Origin of the sequence: Marinobacter sp. S6332 (assembly GCF_023016045.1) — a bacterium.
Classification (GTDB): domain Bacteria; phylum Pseudomonadota; class Gammaproteobacteria; order Pseudomonadales; family Oleiphilaceae; genus Marinobacter.
Window position 1 is genome coordinate 46,572 of the sequence record NZ_JALKAP010000001.1, and the last position, 15,756, is coordinate 62,327.

Annotated in this window: 16 protein-coding genes; 11 read left to right on the plus strand and 5 right to left on the minus strand. The window is 53.6% G+C overall.

Translation table 11 applies throughout. The features are described from left to right. Window positions 1–141: 141 nt before the first annotated feature. Together MWU62_RS00225 and MWU62_RS00230 are read right to left on the minus strand one after the other, a co-directional pair. Complete coding sequence (locus MWU62_RS00225) at window positions 142–1,542, minus strand: DEAD/DEAH box helicase family protein (RefSeq protein WP_247112868.1); 1,401 nt, start codon at window positions 1,540–1,542, stop codon at window positions 142–144. Beyond that, window positions 1,539–2,090 (minus strand): hypothetical protein, encoded by a 552-nt coding sequence (locus tag MWU62_RS00230; RefSeq protein WP_247112869.1) that lies wholly within the window; start codon window positions 2,088–2,090, stop codon window positions 1,539–1,541. Before MWU62_RS00230 ends, MWU62_RS00225 begins: the two co-directional genes overlap by 4 nt. A gap of 115 nt (window positions 2,091–2,205) precedes the next feature. Here MWU62_RS00230 and MWU62_RS00235 point away from each other — a divergent pair, with 115 nt between their 5' ends. The 7 genes from MWU62_RS00235 to MWU62_RS00265 all read left to right on the plus strand — a co-directional run bounded on the left by MWU62_RS00235 (window position 2,206) and on the right by MWU62_RS00265 (window position 8,656). Then, entirely contained in the window at window positions 2,206–2,436 is a 231-nt protein-coding gene (locus MWU62_RS00235; protein ID WP_200362925.1) for a helix-turn-helix transcriptional regulator, read from the plus strand. Between the two features lie 277 nt (window positions 2,437–2,713). Beyond that, window positions 2,714–3,730, plus strand: a complete 1,017-nt coding sequence (locus MWU62_RS00240; RefSeq protein WP_247113281.1) for a sensor histidine kinase — start codon at window positions 2,714–2,716, stop codon at window positions 3,728–3,730. Further along, window positions 3,727–4,494: a LytTR family DNA-binding domain-containing protein gene (locus MWU62_RS00245; RefSeq protein WP_247112870.1), complete on the plus strand. Its 768-nt coding sequence runs from the start codon at window positions 3,727–3,729 to the stop codon at window positions 4,492–4,494. The genes MWU62_RS00240 and MWU62_RS00245 overlap by 4 nt, the downstream gene beginning before the upstream one ends. A 71-nt stretch (window positions 4,495–4,565) precedes the next feature. Beyond that, window positions 4,566–5,507: a hydroxymethylbilane synthase gene (gene hemC, locus MWU62_RS00250; protein WP_200362931.1), complete on the plus strand. Its 942-nt coding sequence runs from the start codon at window positions 4,566–4,568 to the stop codon at window positions 5,505–5,507. Then, window positions 5,488–6,300 (plus strand): uroporphyrinogen-III synthase, encoded by an 813-nt coding sequence (locus tag MWU62_RS00255; protein ID WP_247112871.1) that lies wholly within the window; start codon window positions 5,488–5,490, stop codon window positions 6,298–6,300. Before hemC ends, MWU62_RS00255 begins: the two co-directional genes overlap by 20 nt. An 8-nt stretch (window positions 6,301–6,308) precedes the next feature. Next, entirely contained in the window at window positions 6,309–7,418 is a 1,110-nt protein-coding gene (locus tag MWU62_RS00260) for a uroporphyrinogen-III C-methyltransferase (RefSeq protein ID WP_247112872.1), read from the plus strand. Next, on the plus strand, window positions 7,415–8,656 hold the full coding sequence (locus MWU62_RS00265; RefSeq protein ID WP_247112873.1) for a heme biosynthesis HemY N-terminal domain-containing protein: 1,242 nt from the start codon (window positions 7,415–7,417) through the stop codon (window positions 8,654–8,656). The genes MWU62_RS00260 and MWU62_RS00265 overlap by 4 nt, the downstream gene beginning before the upstream one ends. 54 nt (window positions 8,657–8,710) lie before the next feature. On the opposite strand, the gene MWU62_RS00270 is transcribed toward MWU62_RS00265, so the two are convergent. From MWU62_RS00270 to rho, 3 genes are all read right to left on the minus strand, one after another. Next, the gene (locus MWU62_RS00270; protein WP_247112874.1) at window positions 8,711–9,715 is read right to left on the minus strand and encodes a 2Fe-2S iron-sulfur cluster-binding protein; all 1,005 of its coding nucleotides are present in this window, start codon (window positions 9,713–9,715) and stop codon (window positions 8,711–8,713) included. A 1-nt stretch (window position 9,716) separates the two neighbouring features. Further along, the gene (ubiD, locus tag MWU62_RS00275) at window positions 9,717–11,204 is read right to left on the minus strand and encodes a 4-hydroxy-3-polyprenylbenzoate decarboxylase (RefSeq protein ID WP_247112875.1); all 1,488 of its coding nucleotides are present in this window, start codon (window positions 11,202–11,204) and stop codon (window positions 9,717–9,719) included. Between the two features lie 406 nt (window positions 11,205–11,610). Then, the gene (rho, locus tag MWU62_RS00280) at window positions 11,611–12,873 is read right to left on the minus strand and encodes a transcription termination factor Rho (RefSeq protein ID WP_200362945.1); all 1,263 of its coding nucleotides are present in this window, start codon (window positions 12,871–12,873) and stop codon (window positions 11,611–11,613) included. A gap of 360 nt (window positions 12,874–13,233) precedes the next feature. Here rho and moaB point away from each other — a divergent pair, with 360 nt between their 5' ends. The 4 genes from moaB to MWU62_RS00300 are packed head-to-tail and all read left to right on the plus strand — an operon-like array spanning window position 13,234 to window position 15,751. Beyond that, window positions 13,234–13,806: a molybdenum cofactor biosynthesis protein B gene (gene moaB / locus MWU62_RS00285; protein ID WP_247112876.1), complete on the plus strand. Its 573-nt coding sequence runs from the start codon at window positions 13,234–13,236 to the stop codon at window positions 13,804–13,806. A 20-nt stretch (window positions 13,807–13,826) separates the two neighbouring features. Then, window positions 13,827–15,038, plus strand: a complete 1,212-nt coding sequence (gene glp, locus MWU62_RS00290; RefSeq protein WP_247112877.1) for a gephyrin-like molybdotransferase Glp — start codon at window positions 13,827–13,829, stop codon at window positions 15,036–15,038. A gap of 1 nt (window position 15,039) precedes the next feature. Continuing rightward, entirely contained in the window at window positions 15,040–15,300 is a 261-nt protein-coding gene (gene moaD / locus MWU62_RS00295) for a molybdopterin converting factor subunit 1 (RefSeq protein WP_247112878.1), read from the plus strand. Between the two features lies 1 nt (window position 15,301). Further along, on the plus strand, window positions 15,302–15,751 hold the full coding sequence (locus tag MWU62_RS00300) for a molybdenum cofactor biosynthesis protein MoaE (RefSeq protein WP_247112879.1): 450 nt from the start codon (window positions 15,302–15,304) through the stop codon (window positions 15,749–15,751). Window positions 15,752–15,756: the final 5 nt, after the last annotated feature.

The window sequence follows — 15,756 nt, forward strand, 5'->3', positions numbered from 1 at the left end:
CCAGGCCTCTCCCTGGCAGTCACACCACTATGCAGGTGTCGCGCTCGCCTGGCATCCTTGCCGGCAGTGAGTTCAGACCGTACTGGCCTAGAAACTCCTGAGCAGGTTAAGTGTTTTGCCCAAAATATACTGAGTAAAGGGTCACACCACCTGACCCTCGAATAAAGATAATATCTCGTTCCAATAATGATTGCTGATTGTGAGGGCCGTCGATTCGCTAGGTGGGGCGATACCTTTGTCAGCACCCCATGTGCCGCCGATATCGAGCTTAATGTCACTCTGCGAAGTATCGGTGTTATGGGTGAGGTTAATCCGTTCGTTGAGGCCATCGAAGTTGTGTTTTAGCGGTTTTGGTGAGAGTGAAACCACTGTTTGTTCCGGAAGGTCGTCACCAATTCTGTGGGCGAATTCAGTTAGATTTTGTTCTGCAAGGACGTAAAGCCAGCCACCTATGTGGGACGGCTCTCCGGCTTGGCGCCGAAGGATTCTTCCGAGAACCTGCCGAAAATGAAGTTCTGTCCTGATTCTGCTGAGGTGACAGCATACTTGCAGTCTCGGGATGTCTGTTCCTTCAGTAATCATCCCCACTGAGATGATCCAGCGATCCTTGGATGCCCTGAAATTCTCGATTGTTTGGTGTGCGTTTGGTGCTCGACAACTTACAACGACAGACCGTTCACCCAGGCCAGCGAGTCTGGACGCAATATGCTCGGCATGCGCGACTGTCGCTGCGACAACTAAACCACCCGCATTGGGGATGTGCTGTCGGATCTCTGATAGTTTTTTTGATGCTTCTGAAAGCGTATGGTCGATTACCTCATCTCGGAAAAGAAACTCAGGATAAGAAATGTGACCATGCTTAATGGTATCGCGGATACTGGAGTAGGTTTGAACGCCGCGCTCCGACGAACTCAAGTGAATCTCGCGGTTATCGGTAAGCACAATTCTAGGTTCCCGGCATACCCCATCTGAGATCGCCCGACGCAAGCCGTATTCATAATCACAATACAGCTCGCCATCGGGTTGGGTATATCGTGCCAGAGCGATAGGAGTGTCGTCTGTTCTCCATGGCGTTCCAGATAGTGCAATTGTGTAGGATGCTCTCCCCTGAATTCTATCTAAAATGGTTCTCCCCCAACTGTTGCCAACGAGGAAATCATCCGAGCCAGCCCCGGAACAATGATGAATTTCGTCCAATACCACGAGTACGCGATGGTCGCGCAATACACGCCAAAGCTCCTTGGGTAACGTGTTCATTGACTGATATGTGTATGACCCACCCGCAGCACCAATCTGCCCGTTAAAGCTTTTTCCCAGAATTTGACTAAAAGTTGTGGCGACACTTTGTGCTACTGCTCGCGAAGGTGAAAAACATACGACAAAATCGATGTTGCCCCGTTCAAAAAGGGCCTTAGCGACAGACGCAACCATGACAGTTTTCCCGGCCGCGGGTGTCGCATGACATAGAAAGTGGGACTGGCGTTTAAAAGATTTCAGAGCCTGAGCAATACACTCACTCTGCCACGCGCGCAACTGCATCATGAGGGAAAGCCAACTTTCGTGATCACGGACTCGACAGCGCGCAGTTGACCCAGGAGTTTCGTGCTCTTCTCTCTGGACTCCAGATATTGCTCCTTCACGGCCCCTCGAAGCGCTGGGTATTTGTTATAAAGTCGTTGGTATTCTTCCGCTTCACCAATGCTGGCGACAAGCTCGATTCGCCTTTGAGAGAGCTCTTCTTGCAGTGCTCGCTGTGTCTTAACATCCATCGGTGACTCAACATGAGGGTCACTGGTTTCGAACGGCGAGGGCCTGGCCTCGATCTCAACACTTGAATGTTCTGGACAGAAGATAAACTTGCACCCACGGCCTGTGGATCCGCCATGCCGCTCAATCATCTTGGCCAATTCAAGCCGCAGAAGCTCTCTATAAACATGCTTGCGTAGTTGGTTGCGACCCGGTCGCTGCCCTTCGGGAATTTGAAGGACGTAGAGATCCCGAATATCGGTAGTAGAGAAAGGGGTGCCTGCTTGCTTTCGTAATAGTTCGATCAGTGTGTTATCGACTTGCAGTGACTGTGACTTTTCCATCCGAAGGCCCATTTGGTCTTTGGGTCGATTTGGTCGACCCTGAAAAATGGGTAGTATATGCCGTGGCCTGTCATGCCTCAAGAAACCATAGTCTTGCTTTTTGTGAGGGCAAGATATGGGCTCACCAATTTGTGAGGCGTTTGGCCAGAATCTGCGGGCTATTCGAAAATCGAAGGGGTTTTCACAAGAGCGATTGGCGCATGAAGCAGGGGTCGATAGAAGCTATCTGGGAAAGGTTGAGCGAGGGGAAGTTAACATCACAATCGAAAAGATTTATTTACTAGCTGAACAACTACAATGTGCGCCGAGTGATCTCGTGCCCAATAAACCACCATTGAATAAATGAGGCTGTTACAACATTTATAAAGGTTCAACCAATCACACTTAGCCAACAAACCTAGTGCCCTTTCAGCTGATCAGAAAGCAATAGACGAACGTTAGTCCACATTCATCAGACAAGACATAAAGTGGTGGTTACAGTTTTATGAGTACAAAACATGGTCTATATTTCCTGCTGACAGCCCGGCATTATCTGCGGGAACTGGGTACATTGAACGTTGCAGGAGTATAACATTCTGATTCGGAGAAAAGAGACTCCTCTAAACAGATCCAAAGCCGTCGTGATGCGGGATTTTTTCGTGCCGGATCTGTGCCGGGTGCGCTCTGTATTTATGCTGCTCATCACCAGCGAATTAATGGTGCTGGTTCTGGCCATTGTTCAGGCGAGCGACGGCTGGATTGACTGGAACTATTTTGCGCTTCTGTCATTATTTGTGCAGTGGACAACCCTTACCAGCGCTGCGCTGATCTGCCTTTTGCGCTCGCGGCTAGCCAAGCTGTCTGTAGCCCGGGCTACCCTTGCCATTGCATTTATCGTGCTGTTGGATGTGTTGGCATTCAGTCTGTTCGCCGACAGTGTTTTGCATCCGCAACCGGGTATCATCGGCTGGCAAGCTATTGCCAAGAAGCTACTTCTGGCGCTACTTATTGTTCTGATGGTACTGCGTTATTTCTATTTGCAGCACCAATGGCAACAGCAGCGAGAAGCAGAAATGCAAGCGCACCTAACAGCGCTGCAAGCGCGTATACAACCGCACTTTTTATTCAACAGCATGAACACCATCGCCAGCCTTATCGCCACAGACCCCGAGTTGGCAGAAGATGCCGTTCTGGACTTATCTGAGCTGTTTCGCGCCAGCTTACGCACCGGCGACCGGCTTATACCGTTTGCAAAGGAGCTAGACCTCTGCAAACGTTATCTCGCCATTGAGTCTCTGCGCCTTGGCCCGCGCCTGAAACTAGAATGGCATATTGCCGACGGCTTGGAGCGACAGGCAATTCCTCCGCTAACGCTTCAACCACTGGTTGAGAATGCGGTATATCACGGCATTCAGCCGCGGCCGGAGGGCGGCATCGTGCGCATCGAAGCAGAAGAGCGCGGTAGCTTTGTGTATTTATTGGTACAAAACCCCAAACCCAAAGACGATTGCGACCAGCACAAGGGCAACCGCATGGCCTTAAGTAACATTCAGGCAAGATTGCATGCACTATTTGGAGAGGCTTCCGTTTTGAAACACAGCCATCAGGGAGAGGTTTATACGGTGACCTTAAGGCTGCCAAAAACCATACAGCATTCATGACTAAACAGAAGATACTCATCGCCGATGATGAGCCTTTGGCCCGGCAACGTCTCAGGCGTTTGGTAGAGAGCATGCCGGAATATCAGGTATGCGGTGAAGCCGGTGATGGTGAAGCGACACTTGCGAAGGTTGTCGAACTGGACCCGGACATTCTATTGCTGGATATAAGAATGCCCGGCATGGACGGAATGGAGGCTGCGGCAAATCTAAGCCAACACAACAATCCACCAGCGATTATTTTCTGCACCGCCTACGACAACTACGCTATTCAAGCATTCGATGTGCAAGCCGTGGCTTACCTGCTCAAGCCTGTGCGCAAGGACGCACTTGCTGAGGCGCTGGGGCGCGCTGGTCGGGTCAATCGGGTACAAATACAAACACTGTCCGCCAGCATCGCGGGGAATAACACGGATCGTGAAACAACCGAAGATGAGCAACTCGCAGTGCGTACTCACAGGGGTACCGAGCTGATTGATATAGCCGGGATCCGCTATTGTCAGGCGGATCAGAAATACGTGACCATTCACCATTCCCGTGGTGAGACTATTTCCGACTACACCTTAAAAGAACTGGAAAGCGCTTACCCAAGCCAGCTGCTTAGGATTCACCGCAACACGCTGGTGGGTGTGCGCTTCATACAGGCCTTGCGCCGAACACCAGATGGCCACAACCTACTACAGTTAAGAGATGATCTGGGCGAACTACCAGTAAGCCGCCGACACTCCAGCAACGTGCGCCAATGGCTTCAGGGTCTGCAGAGCTAGGGTCCCACGGGACTTTTTCGGCGCCACAGGGTAACCTTGGCGAACATTTTTCAGAATCGACAGTGAGCATCATGTCTAAACGAACCCTTCGTGTCGCAACCCGCAGCAGTGCCTTGGCGCTGTGGCAGGCAGAATTTATCAAGGCCGAGTTGGAACGACTCCACGACAACGTGGTTGTTGAGCTGGTAAAGATCAAAACTCAGGGCGATAAAATCCTTGATGTGCCACTCGCCAAGATCGGCGGCAAAGGCCTGTTTGTGAAAGAGCTGGAGGAAGCCATGCTTGATGGCCGTGCAGACCTCGCCGTGCACTCGATGAAGGATGTGCCCATGGCCTTCCCCGAGGGCCTGGGGCTGGTTGCAATCTGTGAACGGGACGACCCCACCGATGCCTTCGTTAGCAACCAATACGCTAACGTTGACGCCCTTCCCCAAGGCGCAATAGTTGGCACTGCCAGCCTACGCCGGGAATCCCAGCTCCGTGCCTACAGACCCGATCTGGAAATTCGAGTGTTACGGGGCAACGTTAATACCCGTCTGGCAAAGTTGGACGCCGGTGATTACGACGCCATCGTGCTAGCCAGCTCTGGCTTAAAACGCCTAGGCTTTCATGACCGGATTCGTTACTCCATGCCAGACACCGTATCTTTACCCGCCGTAGGTCAAGGTGCCCTTGGTATCGAATGTCGGCTCAATGATGACGAGCTTCGGGCGATGCTTGAGCCGCTGAACCATGCGGACACAGCCGATCGGGTAAAAGCAGAAAGAGCCCTTAACCGTCGCCTTGAAGGTGGCTGCCAAGTGCCTATCGCTGCCTATGCGCTGCTGGAAGACGACGACACTCTATGGCTACGTGGATTGGTTGGCGCCGTTGACGGCACTCAAATACTCCGGGTTGAAGGCCGGGCACCTCGTGCTGAAGGCGAGCGCTTGGGCCGTGAACTGGCAGAAGACCTTTTAGCATTGGGCGCAGACAAAGTGCTGGCTGAAATTTATGGTCACACTCCCCGCTGACTCCTCCAGTCTGGCTGGCCGACGCGTTCTGATATGTCGGCCAGAGCCGGAAGCGTCCCGGTTGGCCCGGCAGTTCCAAGCTGCCGGTGCTGAAGTGCATGTATTTCCGTTGGTTGAGAGAGAGCCCCTCCCCGAAACTCCGGAACGGCGCAGCACTCTCCTTAGCCTTGATGAATTCTCCCACGTCATTGCTGTTAGCCCATACGCAGCCCGCCTTTTACTAGACGAACTCGATATCTGGTGGCCTCAACTACCTGTTGGGCTAAACTGGTATGGCGTGGGGGCTGGCACAGCTAAAGCTCTTTCAGAGTATGGGGTGAATCCCCGCAAACCAGATGAAGGCTGGACCAGTGAAGCCTTGCTCAAACTGCCCTCTTTGGCGCATTTTGAGGGGGAGCGGGTACTGGTTGCCAGAGGCGAGGAAGGCCGGGAGCTAACCCGGAAAACGCTTGAGGCGCGCGGTGCACGTGTCACCGTGATGCCGCTTTATCGCAGGTTCTGTCCAAATTACACGCCTGCACAGATACACAATGCACTGGAGGAGTTTGCGCCAGACGCCATTATTGCGCTCTCTGGAGAAACCCTAAACAATCTCATCGCACTATGTTCGAATTGCAGCCATAATCTATACGATAGCCCCGTTATTGTACCCGCCCGGCGTATTGCCGATCAGGCCCGTGCAGCGGGATTCAATGCTCCGTGTATACCAGAAAGCCTTGCCGACAACGACATTGTGGCCGCCGTAGCAGAACAGTTGACCGGCCGCGACGGTGGCACCGGAAGAGCTAAGTAAGGACGCCCGTGACTGAAACAACAAAACAATTACCCGCACCGATTGCCAAAGAACAACCCACACGGCAGAAAGTCTGGCCAATCTGGGTTATCGCCATCATTGCATTGATCAGTGTTGCCGTACTGGCGTTGTGGAACTGGCAACAATGGAACGGAAACCAAACGACAATGCAGGCGCTGAAAAGCCTACAACAGGATACCGCGCAACTCGAAAGCCTTTATGGCGATAGGGGCGGCCAGCAGAGCCAACGCTTGCAAGCTTTGGAAGATAAACTGGCGTCCCAACGCGAGTTGATTGCTACCCAACAGCGGCAAATCGATCACAATGCCCGCGAGCTGCTTGAAGCTGGAAACCGCACTCGCACCGACTGGTTGTTGGCAGAGGCGGAATATCTGCTACGCATTGCAAACCAGCGCTTAATGATCGAGAAAGACATTCGCGGAGCTTTGTCTGCCCTTGAAGCCGCAGACGACGTGCTGACTGAATCGGACGATATCGGCGTCTACCCTGTACGCCAGCAGCTGGCGCGAGAAATACTATCCCTTAAAGGCATTAGTAGCGTCGACAGAACCGGACTTTACCTTACTCTCGAAGCCGCCATCGACAGCGTACACCAGCTCACCGATCAGGCACTTATCAGCGAACAAGCGCCCGGGTTTGTCGGTCATTCACAGCCCGGAGCAGAACCCGAAGAAGGCGGAGAGCCGGGTATGCTGGTAAAAGGTTGGAGAAAGTTCAAGTCTACCTTGATGCAGGTCGTTGTCGTTCGTCGCCTTGATGAGTCGGTAAAACCGCTGCTGTCGCCAGACCAGAGTGCCTACGCTCGCCTAAACCTGCAACTGATGCTCGAAGAAGCCGAAATGGCAGTGCTCAGGGGCAACCAACCATTGTATGAGCGAGCCCTCGTCAAAGCGCAAGCTGCGGTTGAAGACTGGTACGATGCAAGCAATCCACGGGTAAGCGCCCTCACTAAAACCCTTGGTGAACTGAGCACCCGCAACGTAGCCCCAGACCTACCTGATATCAGCAAATCTCTGGATCTGCTCAAAGAGCGGCTTTCAGGCCGTCTCAGCAATAGCAACGGCAACAGCGAAGCAAATGGAGGCCGCGATTCATGATCCGCCTGCTTCTGATCGTTCTGTTCGCCCTGCTTATCGGCACCGCGCTCTCCCTCGGTCTGCAGTATGATCTCGGGTACATTCGCATCAGCCTCGGCAATTACCTGGTAGAAACCAATTTCTGGGTGGGGCTTGCCCTCATTATCGTGGTGGTTGCACTCATTGTGCTCGCGATTAACATGTTCCGTCGCATGCGGGAAGGCACCGGGCTGGTGGCCAACTGGCTATCCCGCAGCAAGGCACGTCGTGCCCGCCGTCGAACTACCAAGGGCCTGCTTGCATTGGCAGAAGGTAACTGGCCAAGAGCCCGCAAAATGCTTACATCGGCAGCTGGCCACGCAGACACACCTCTAATAAACTACTTGGCAGCCGCTCAGGCAGCTTTTGAGTGCAGCGATCACGAGGCTGTCGATGAGCTTTTGAGAAAAGCGTATGAGAGCACACCCGGGTCGGATATGGCCGTGGGTATCACTCAGGCCCAGCTGCAGCTTTCCGGCAACCGTCTGGAACAGGCTTTGGCAACATTGGTGCGCTTACGCAAGCAATCACCGCATCACCCTTTTGTACTCAAACTTCTGAAAAATACTTACCTTCGCCTAGAAGACTGGCGCGAGCTTTCAAAGCTATTGCCTGAGTTGCGTAAACGCAGTGTGATGCCAGAATCTGAACTCAGCGAGTTAGAGCGTCTGGTATGGCACAACCTGCTGGAGAAAGCCGCTGAAGACTGTCGGCGCCAGCAAAAGGACGACACCAACGCATCTTTAGAACCACTCACCCGCCTTTGGGACGAGCTGCCGAGCTTTTTGCGTAAAGATGAGAAAACCATCGGTGACTATGCACGCCAGCTGGCCAGTCTTGGCGATGAAGCCCAGACCGAAACGTTGCTACGCAAGGTTTTGCAAAGCCACTGGAGCGATGAATTGGTTAATCTGTATGGCCGTATAGAGGGCCGCAAACCGGATGAGCAGCTTCTTACTGCCGAGCAGTGGCTAAAAGACCGCCCCAACAATGCAGAGCTGCTCTTAGCGTTGGGCCGCCTAAGCCTCAGAAATGAGCTATGGGGCAAAGCCCGGGAGTATTTCGAAACAAGCTTGAAGTTACGTCGCAGCCGGGAAGCTCTAGCAGAGCTAAGCCGTTTAAGTGCTCACATGGGCGAAGAAGAGCTAAGCATCAAGCTTATGATGCAGGGACTAGCAACCGACAATGGGCTCCCGAAGCTGCCCATGCCCAGAGCCTAACTCGCTTCGGTAATTTCTCTTCGGCAGTTTCTTTTCAGAGTCGGCAACAGCACCTCAATTACGAGGTGCATACTCCAATACATCAGAAAAGAATGCCTCAGGTGGTAGCCCGGCCTCCACCAAGGCATCCATCAGCGTATATACCATGGTTGGTGAACCACTGGCGTGCACTTCCACGTTACTCAAATCCATGCCGGAGGCTAACACAACCCGCACGAGCTGATCGTGATGACCACTCCACTCGCTGTCATCATCATCACCAACAACCGGCTGAAAACTGAATTCCGGCCATTCTTCCTCCCACTGCCGAGCCATAGACCTGAGGTACATATCCTCATGGCGACGTACGCCCCAATATAGCTTTACCGGCCGGGAATAAGAGGTACCTCGCAAATAATCCACCAAGCTTTTCATCTGGGCGAATCCGGTACCTGCAGCAACCAATAGCAATGGTTTACCCGGAGCGCAGTCCAAACACGCTTTACCGTGTGGCAGCTCCAAACTGACTGCTTGGCCAGATTTTAGTGCATCAATAACCTTTTGCGCCGACACCCACTCGGGAGAAGCCTGAATATGCAGTTCCAGATTTTGCTCTGCAGGGCTACTGGCAATGGAAAAGTAGCAAGGCTCAGCATCCGGAAGGTTAACCGACAAATATTGACCAGCATGAAAAGACAACTCCCGCCGCCGTGGTAGTTGAAGTTCTACCCGATATACATCGTGATTTATAGAACTTACATCCACCACGTTTGCCTGAAACTTGCGGGGCTGGTTGTTTCCTGCGGCCATAACGGCACTTATCTCCAGTTCAAGGTGATCGAGCGCTGCGGTTCTACACATCATCAGCCGAGCGCCGACCGGAATCGTTTGTTGGTTTCGGGTGTTCAAAGCAGAGCCGCTGAGCAAACGCGCTTCACAGAGCTCACATACGCCATTTTTGCAGGCAGATGGAACAGCAACGCCTGCACCTGCTGCCGCGCTTAGTAAATCTTCATCAGCAGCTGTCGCATAGCGAATGCCAGATGGCTCAAGACCAATCTTCCAACGCCTGCTACTCATATCAGTCGGAGCGATTAACCGGGGTTTCAATGCCCAGGCTACCCCAGAGCTCATCCACTCGCTGTTTTACCGCGTCTGTCATAGAAATCGGCTCGCCCCACTCGCGGGTCGTTTCACCCGGCCATTTATTGGTGGCATCCAGACCCATTTTGGAACCAAGGCCAGAAACAGGCGAGGCAAAGTCCAAATAATCAATCGGCGTATTTTCCACCAACAGCGTATCGCGGGCAGGATCCATGCGGGTGGTAATAGCCCAGATTACATCTTCCCAATTACGGGCATCCACGTCGTCGTCGGTGACAATCACAAACTTGGTATACATAAACTGGCGTAAAAAAGACCATACACCCATCATCACACGCTTAGCATGGCCGGGGTACTGCTTCTTCATGGTTACTACCGCCATACGGTAGGAGCAGCCTTCCGGCGGAAGATAAAAGTCCACGATCTCAGGGAACTGCTTCTGCAAGATGGGAATAAACACCTCGTTCAGCGCGACTCCCAGAATGGCAGGCTCATCCGGTGGCCTGCCGGTGTAGGTGCTGTGATAAATAGGGTCTTTGCGGTGGGTAATCCGCTCAACAGTGAACACCGGGAACTCGTCCACTTCGTTGTAATAACCCGTGTGATCTCCAAACGGGCCTTCCGGCGCGTAGTCGTCGGGGTAAATAAACCCCTCCAAAACGATCTCTGCACTGGCCGGAACCTGTAAATCACTGAGCCCGCACTTTACAAGCTCGGTGCGACTGCCCCTCAGCAAGCCTGCAAACGCATACTCGGAGAGCGAATCGGGCACTGGCGTTACGGCACCAAGAATCGTGGCCGGGTCGGCGCCGAGGGCGACTGCAACTGGGTAGGGCTTGCCTGGATTTTGTTTCTGGAACTCTTGGAAATCCAACGCGCCACCACGGTGGCTCAACCAACGCATGATCAGCCGGTTGCGGCCAATCACCTGCTGCCGATAAATCCCGAGATTCTGTCGTTCTTTGTGGGGACCGCGGGTAATCACCAAAGGCCAGGTCACCAGCGGCCCGGCGTCTCCCGGCCAGCAGTGCTGTACGGGTATCTGATACAGATCGACATTGTCTTTTTCAATCACCACATCCTGACAAGGCGCAGACCTGAGCACTTTTGGGCTCATACGCATAACTTGCCTAAGCAATGGCAACTTCTCGATAGCGTCTTTGAAGCCTTTAGGGGGATCCGGCTCCTTGAGGTAAGCCAACAGCTTGCCGATATCCCGAAGCGCGGTTACGTTTTCCTGCCCCATGCCCAAGGCGACTCTTCTGGTGGTGCCAAACAGGTTGGCAAGCACGGGCATGTCGTAGCCTTTCGGGTTTTCAAACAACAACGCAGGCCCACCTGCCCGCAGCGTGCGGTCACAGATTTCGGTCATTTCCAGATGGGGATCCACTTCCACTGAGATGCGTTTCAGCTCACCCAGTTTTTCCAACTGGTCAATGAAGTCCCGCAGATCGTTGTATTTCATCGTTGGCTCCGTTTCCGGTTAGCTTCTTAATACGGAGTTCGCTGCCTTCCAGACTTCTTGCCCAGTGCCAGAACGCAATGAGGGCCTGCTTTCCCAGACACGCCGTAAACCCATCCATGGGGGCTTGGTCTTGCCATCCTTGGCAAGACACAGTCTGGGAAAGCAGGCCCTCACCGCGTTCACGAAATCACCAGTTAACTCAAGGCAAAAGCACAAAAGCTAAACCGTAACCCCATAAAGGCGCGCGCCCAAAATTAGATCAGCAGTACCGGGGACACCCTCCCCGGACTGTGTCTTGCCAGGGATGGCAAGACCAAGCCTACAGGGACGTATTCACGGCGTGTTCGGGGAGGGTGTCCCCGGTACGGCCAAGCTCAACATCCCAGAGGCGCATAGACTCGACTTCTTAACGGCGCTTCATAGACTGGAAGAACTCATCGTTGGTCTTGGTATCTTTCAGCTTGTCCAGCAAGAACTCAATGGCTGCGGTATCGTCGTCCATTGAGTGCAGAAGCTTACGCAGAATCCACACACGCTGAATATCCGCTTCCGTCATCAGCAAATCTTCACGACGCGTGCCCGAGCTACGGATGTTGATGGCAGGGTACACACGCTTCTCCGCAATTTTGCGATCAAGGTGGATTTCCATGTTACCTGTGCCCTTGAACTCTTCGTAGATCACTTCGTCCATTTTGGAACCTGTGCTCACCAGAGCCGTCGCAAGAATGGTCAAGCTGCCACCCTCTTCTACATTTCGGGCCGCACCAAAGAAGCGCTTAGGCTTTTCCAGCGCATGGGCATCTACACCACCGGTCAGCACCTTGCCTGAAGATGGGATAACCGTGTTGTAAGCACGAGCAAGACGAGTAATTGAATCCAGCAGGATAACCACATCTTTCTTATGCTCAACCAAACGCTTGGCCTTCTCGATGACCATTTCAGCAACCTGAACGTGACGCGCAGGCGGCTCATCAAAGGTGGAGGCAATCACTTCGCCGCGCACGGTGCGCTGCATTTCAGTGACCTCTTCCGGACGCTCATCAATCAACAGAACGATGATGTGGCACTCCGGATGATTGCGCGTAATAGACTGCGCAATGCTCTGCATCAGCAGGGTTTTACCAGCCTTGGGTGGCGATACAATCAAACCACGCTGACCCTTACCGATAGGTGCAACCAGGTCCAACACACGGGAAGACAAGTCTTCCGTGCTGCCGTTGCCGGTTTCAAGCGCCATGCGCTCATCGGGAAACAGCGGAGTCAGGTTTTCAAACAGGATTTTGTTGCGGGCGTTATCCGGCTTGTCGAAGTTAATCTCTGCGACTTTCAGCAGAGCAAAATAGCGCTCGCCGTCTTTCGGCGGGCGAATCTTGCCAGCAACGGTATCACCGGTACGCAGGTTGAACCTGCGAATTTGGCTGGGAGAAACGTAAATGTCGTCTGGCCCGGCCAAGTAGGAGGCGTCCGCGGAGCGGAGGAAGCCGAAACCATCCTGCAGAATCTCCAGTACGCCGTCGCCGTAAATGTCTTCGCCGCTTTTGGCATGTTTCTTCAGTATGGTGAAGATAACATCCTGTTTACGCGAACGTGCCAGGTTATCGAGGCCCATCTCTTGCGCGATGTCGAGCAATTCGGGCATGGAGTTCTGCTTGAGTTCAGTAAGATTCATAGGTTATTAGATTTTTCAGGAATGGAATTAAACGGAAGTTGGTATGACAGGGGTGCCCCTGAACAGATTATAAAATTCGTTGTCAAAACAGATGCTGGCCAGATGGAGCAACCGGTGCGGATTTAATCCGGAAAATAACAGAAGCCAGTAGAGTGGGTACAATCGTTCGTAGGGCGAGACCGATAATCTGCTACCTTGCTGGCCAATGTCAAGTGTAGTAGCGAAATTAGAACCAATTTTTCGGTAAAAACGCCTACAGGCGAGGTTACTGGCCTCCCCCTGATGGGTTACTCCCTTCCATTCCCTACCTCTGACAAGGATACTGATGCATAGACTTTTTGTGATTTTCGGAGCCCACCCATGAGCAGTGAAAGCACCAGCGAACTCAAACCTCTCAATATCGCCATCCTTACGATTTCCGACACTCGAGGCCCGAACGAGGACTCTTCCGGTCAGTTTCTTGAAGACAGTGTTCTTGAAGCCGGACATACGCTGATTTCACGGCGCATTCTCCCGGATGATGTCTACTTAGTGCGCGCGGCCATGTCGGTCTGGATAGCAGATCCGGATGTTCATGCAGTGATCATTACAGGTGGCACCGGCTTCCACGAACGCGACAGCACACCAGAAGCCGTTACACCTCTGCTGGACAAAACGATTGAAGGGTTTGGCGAAGAGTTCCGCCGACAGTCAGCTGCCGAGATCGGCACATCAACCATTCAATCCCGAGCCTTTGGCGGCCTTGCCAATCATACGGCTATCTTCTGCCTGCCTGGCTCCACCGGAGCATGCCGTACGGGATGGAATGGCATTTTGAAGACGCAACTCGACAGCCGCCATGGCCCTTGCAATTTTTCCGCACTGGTCGGCCGCAAGCCAGAGCGAGCTATAGAGCGCCTGCAGCAGGGTATTGGCACTCGCGCCGCTCGTTAATTCTGAATACGGAGAAAGACATGGCAGCCAACCTGACACCGGTTGAAGAGGCTATTGCCCACCTTCTGAGCGGGGCTCCGGTGGTGACAGAAAACGAGCGCTTGCCGCTCACTGAAAGTCTGGGGCGAATACTGGCGCAAGATTACCAAGTGCCCGCAGATGTACCACCAGCGGATAACAGCGCGGTAGATGGCTACGCCCTTCGCGCTGAGGATTATGCGCCGGGTCAAACTCTGTCGGTATCAGACCGAATCCCTGCTGGCTCTGCTCCCGGCCCGTTAAAGCCCGGTACGGCTGCGCGCATTTTTACCGGCTCAGAGGTTCCCGAGGGCGCCGATACGGTGATTATGCAGGAGCGAGTGGATGTTACTGAAAATGGCATCCTGATCAACGCAGAAGTAAAGCCCGATCAAAATATCCGCAGACGTGGCCAAGATCTTGCCGAAGGCAGCCTTGCGCTACCAAAGGGCACAAAAATCAGGGCTCAGGAAATGGGCCTTTTGGCGTCTATGGGCGTAGCCGACGTTACTGTGGTGAAAAAGCTCCGGGTTGCGATTCTGTCCACCGGTGATGAGTTGGTCGACCCCGGCAATCCGTTGGGCCCGGGGCAGATTTACAATACCAACCGCTTTACTCTGCTTGGTCTTCTGGCCGAGGCTGGCTGTGAGGTGGTGCTGTGCGAGACCCTTCGAGACACTCGCTCTGTTACCCGCGAGAAACTAGAGCGCGCGGCAGCACTGTCAGACTTGATCATTACCAGCGGGGGCGTCTCTGTAGGTGAGGAAGACCACGTTCGGGCGGTGCTGGAAGAGTCTGGTGAGCTGACACTTTGGCGCATGGCGATCAAGCCCGGCAAGCCGTTGGCGTTCGGCTCAATACAGGGCACACCGGTGCTTGGCTTACCTGGCAACCCGGCGGCAGTGTTGGTTACGTTTTTGGTTGTGGGTATGCCTTACATACGCACCTGTCAGGGGCGCATTCAGGTTCATCCTGTGGGGCAACAAGTGCCTGCTGCATTGAATGTGACCTCCCCCTCGGTGCGCAGGGAGTTCTTGCGTGCCCGCACCGAGCTTATTGAGGGTAAGGTTCAGGTAACCGCTTACCCTAACCAAAGCTCGGGCGTTCTCAGTTCCGCCTGTTGGGCCGGAGGTTTGGCTGTGGTTCCGGAACACGAGATGGTTGCAGAGGGCGACTTGATAACCTATTACCCATTCACAGAGCTATTGAGTTGATATGACTAACCAAACCCTAACTGTTCGTTTTTTTGCCCGCCTCCGAGAGGAGTTGGGCACTGAGCAACTCACCTTGCCGGCAGAAAAGGATCAGACCGCCGGTGATTTGCTGGCTGAGCTGGCTAGCCGCGGCGGCCCTTGGGCGCAACTGCAAAGCGGTCAGCCGGTGATGATTGCGATTAATCAGGCGATGGCGAAGCCTGCCACCCCGGTTAGGGCCGGAGATGAAGTGGCTTTTTTCCCGCCGGTAACGGGGGGCTAAAATGATCAGTATTCAATCTGAGGATTTTGATTCGAGTGTTGAGTATTCGGCACTGCGGGATAGCGGTGCCGGTACGGGGGCTATTGCTACGTTTACGGGACTGGTGCGGGATAACGGCGATACTCAAGACGTATCCGGGTTGTTTTTAGAGCATTATCCGGGGATGACGGAGCAGGTGATTGCGGGGCTGATTGATGAGGCTTCGCGGCGCTGGGATGTGCGCAAGGCGCGGGTGATTCATCGAGTCGGGCGGTTGTTGTTGCAGGAACAAATTGTGTTTGTGGGTGTTTGCAGTGCCCATCGGGGGGATGCGTTTGCGGCTTGCGAGTTTATTATGGACGCTTTAAAGACGTCGGCGCCGTTTTGGAAGAAGGAGCTTTCGGAGGCCGGGGAGCATTGGGTGGAGCAGAAGGCTTCGGATGTTGCTCGGGGGGAGGTCTGGAAGACCTAGATTCT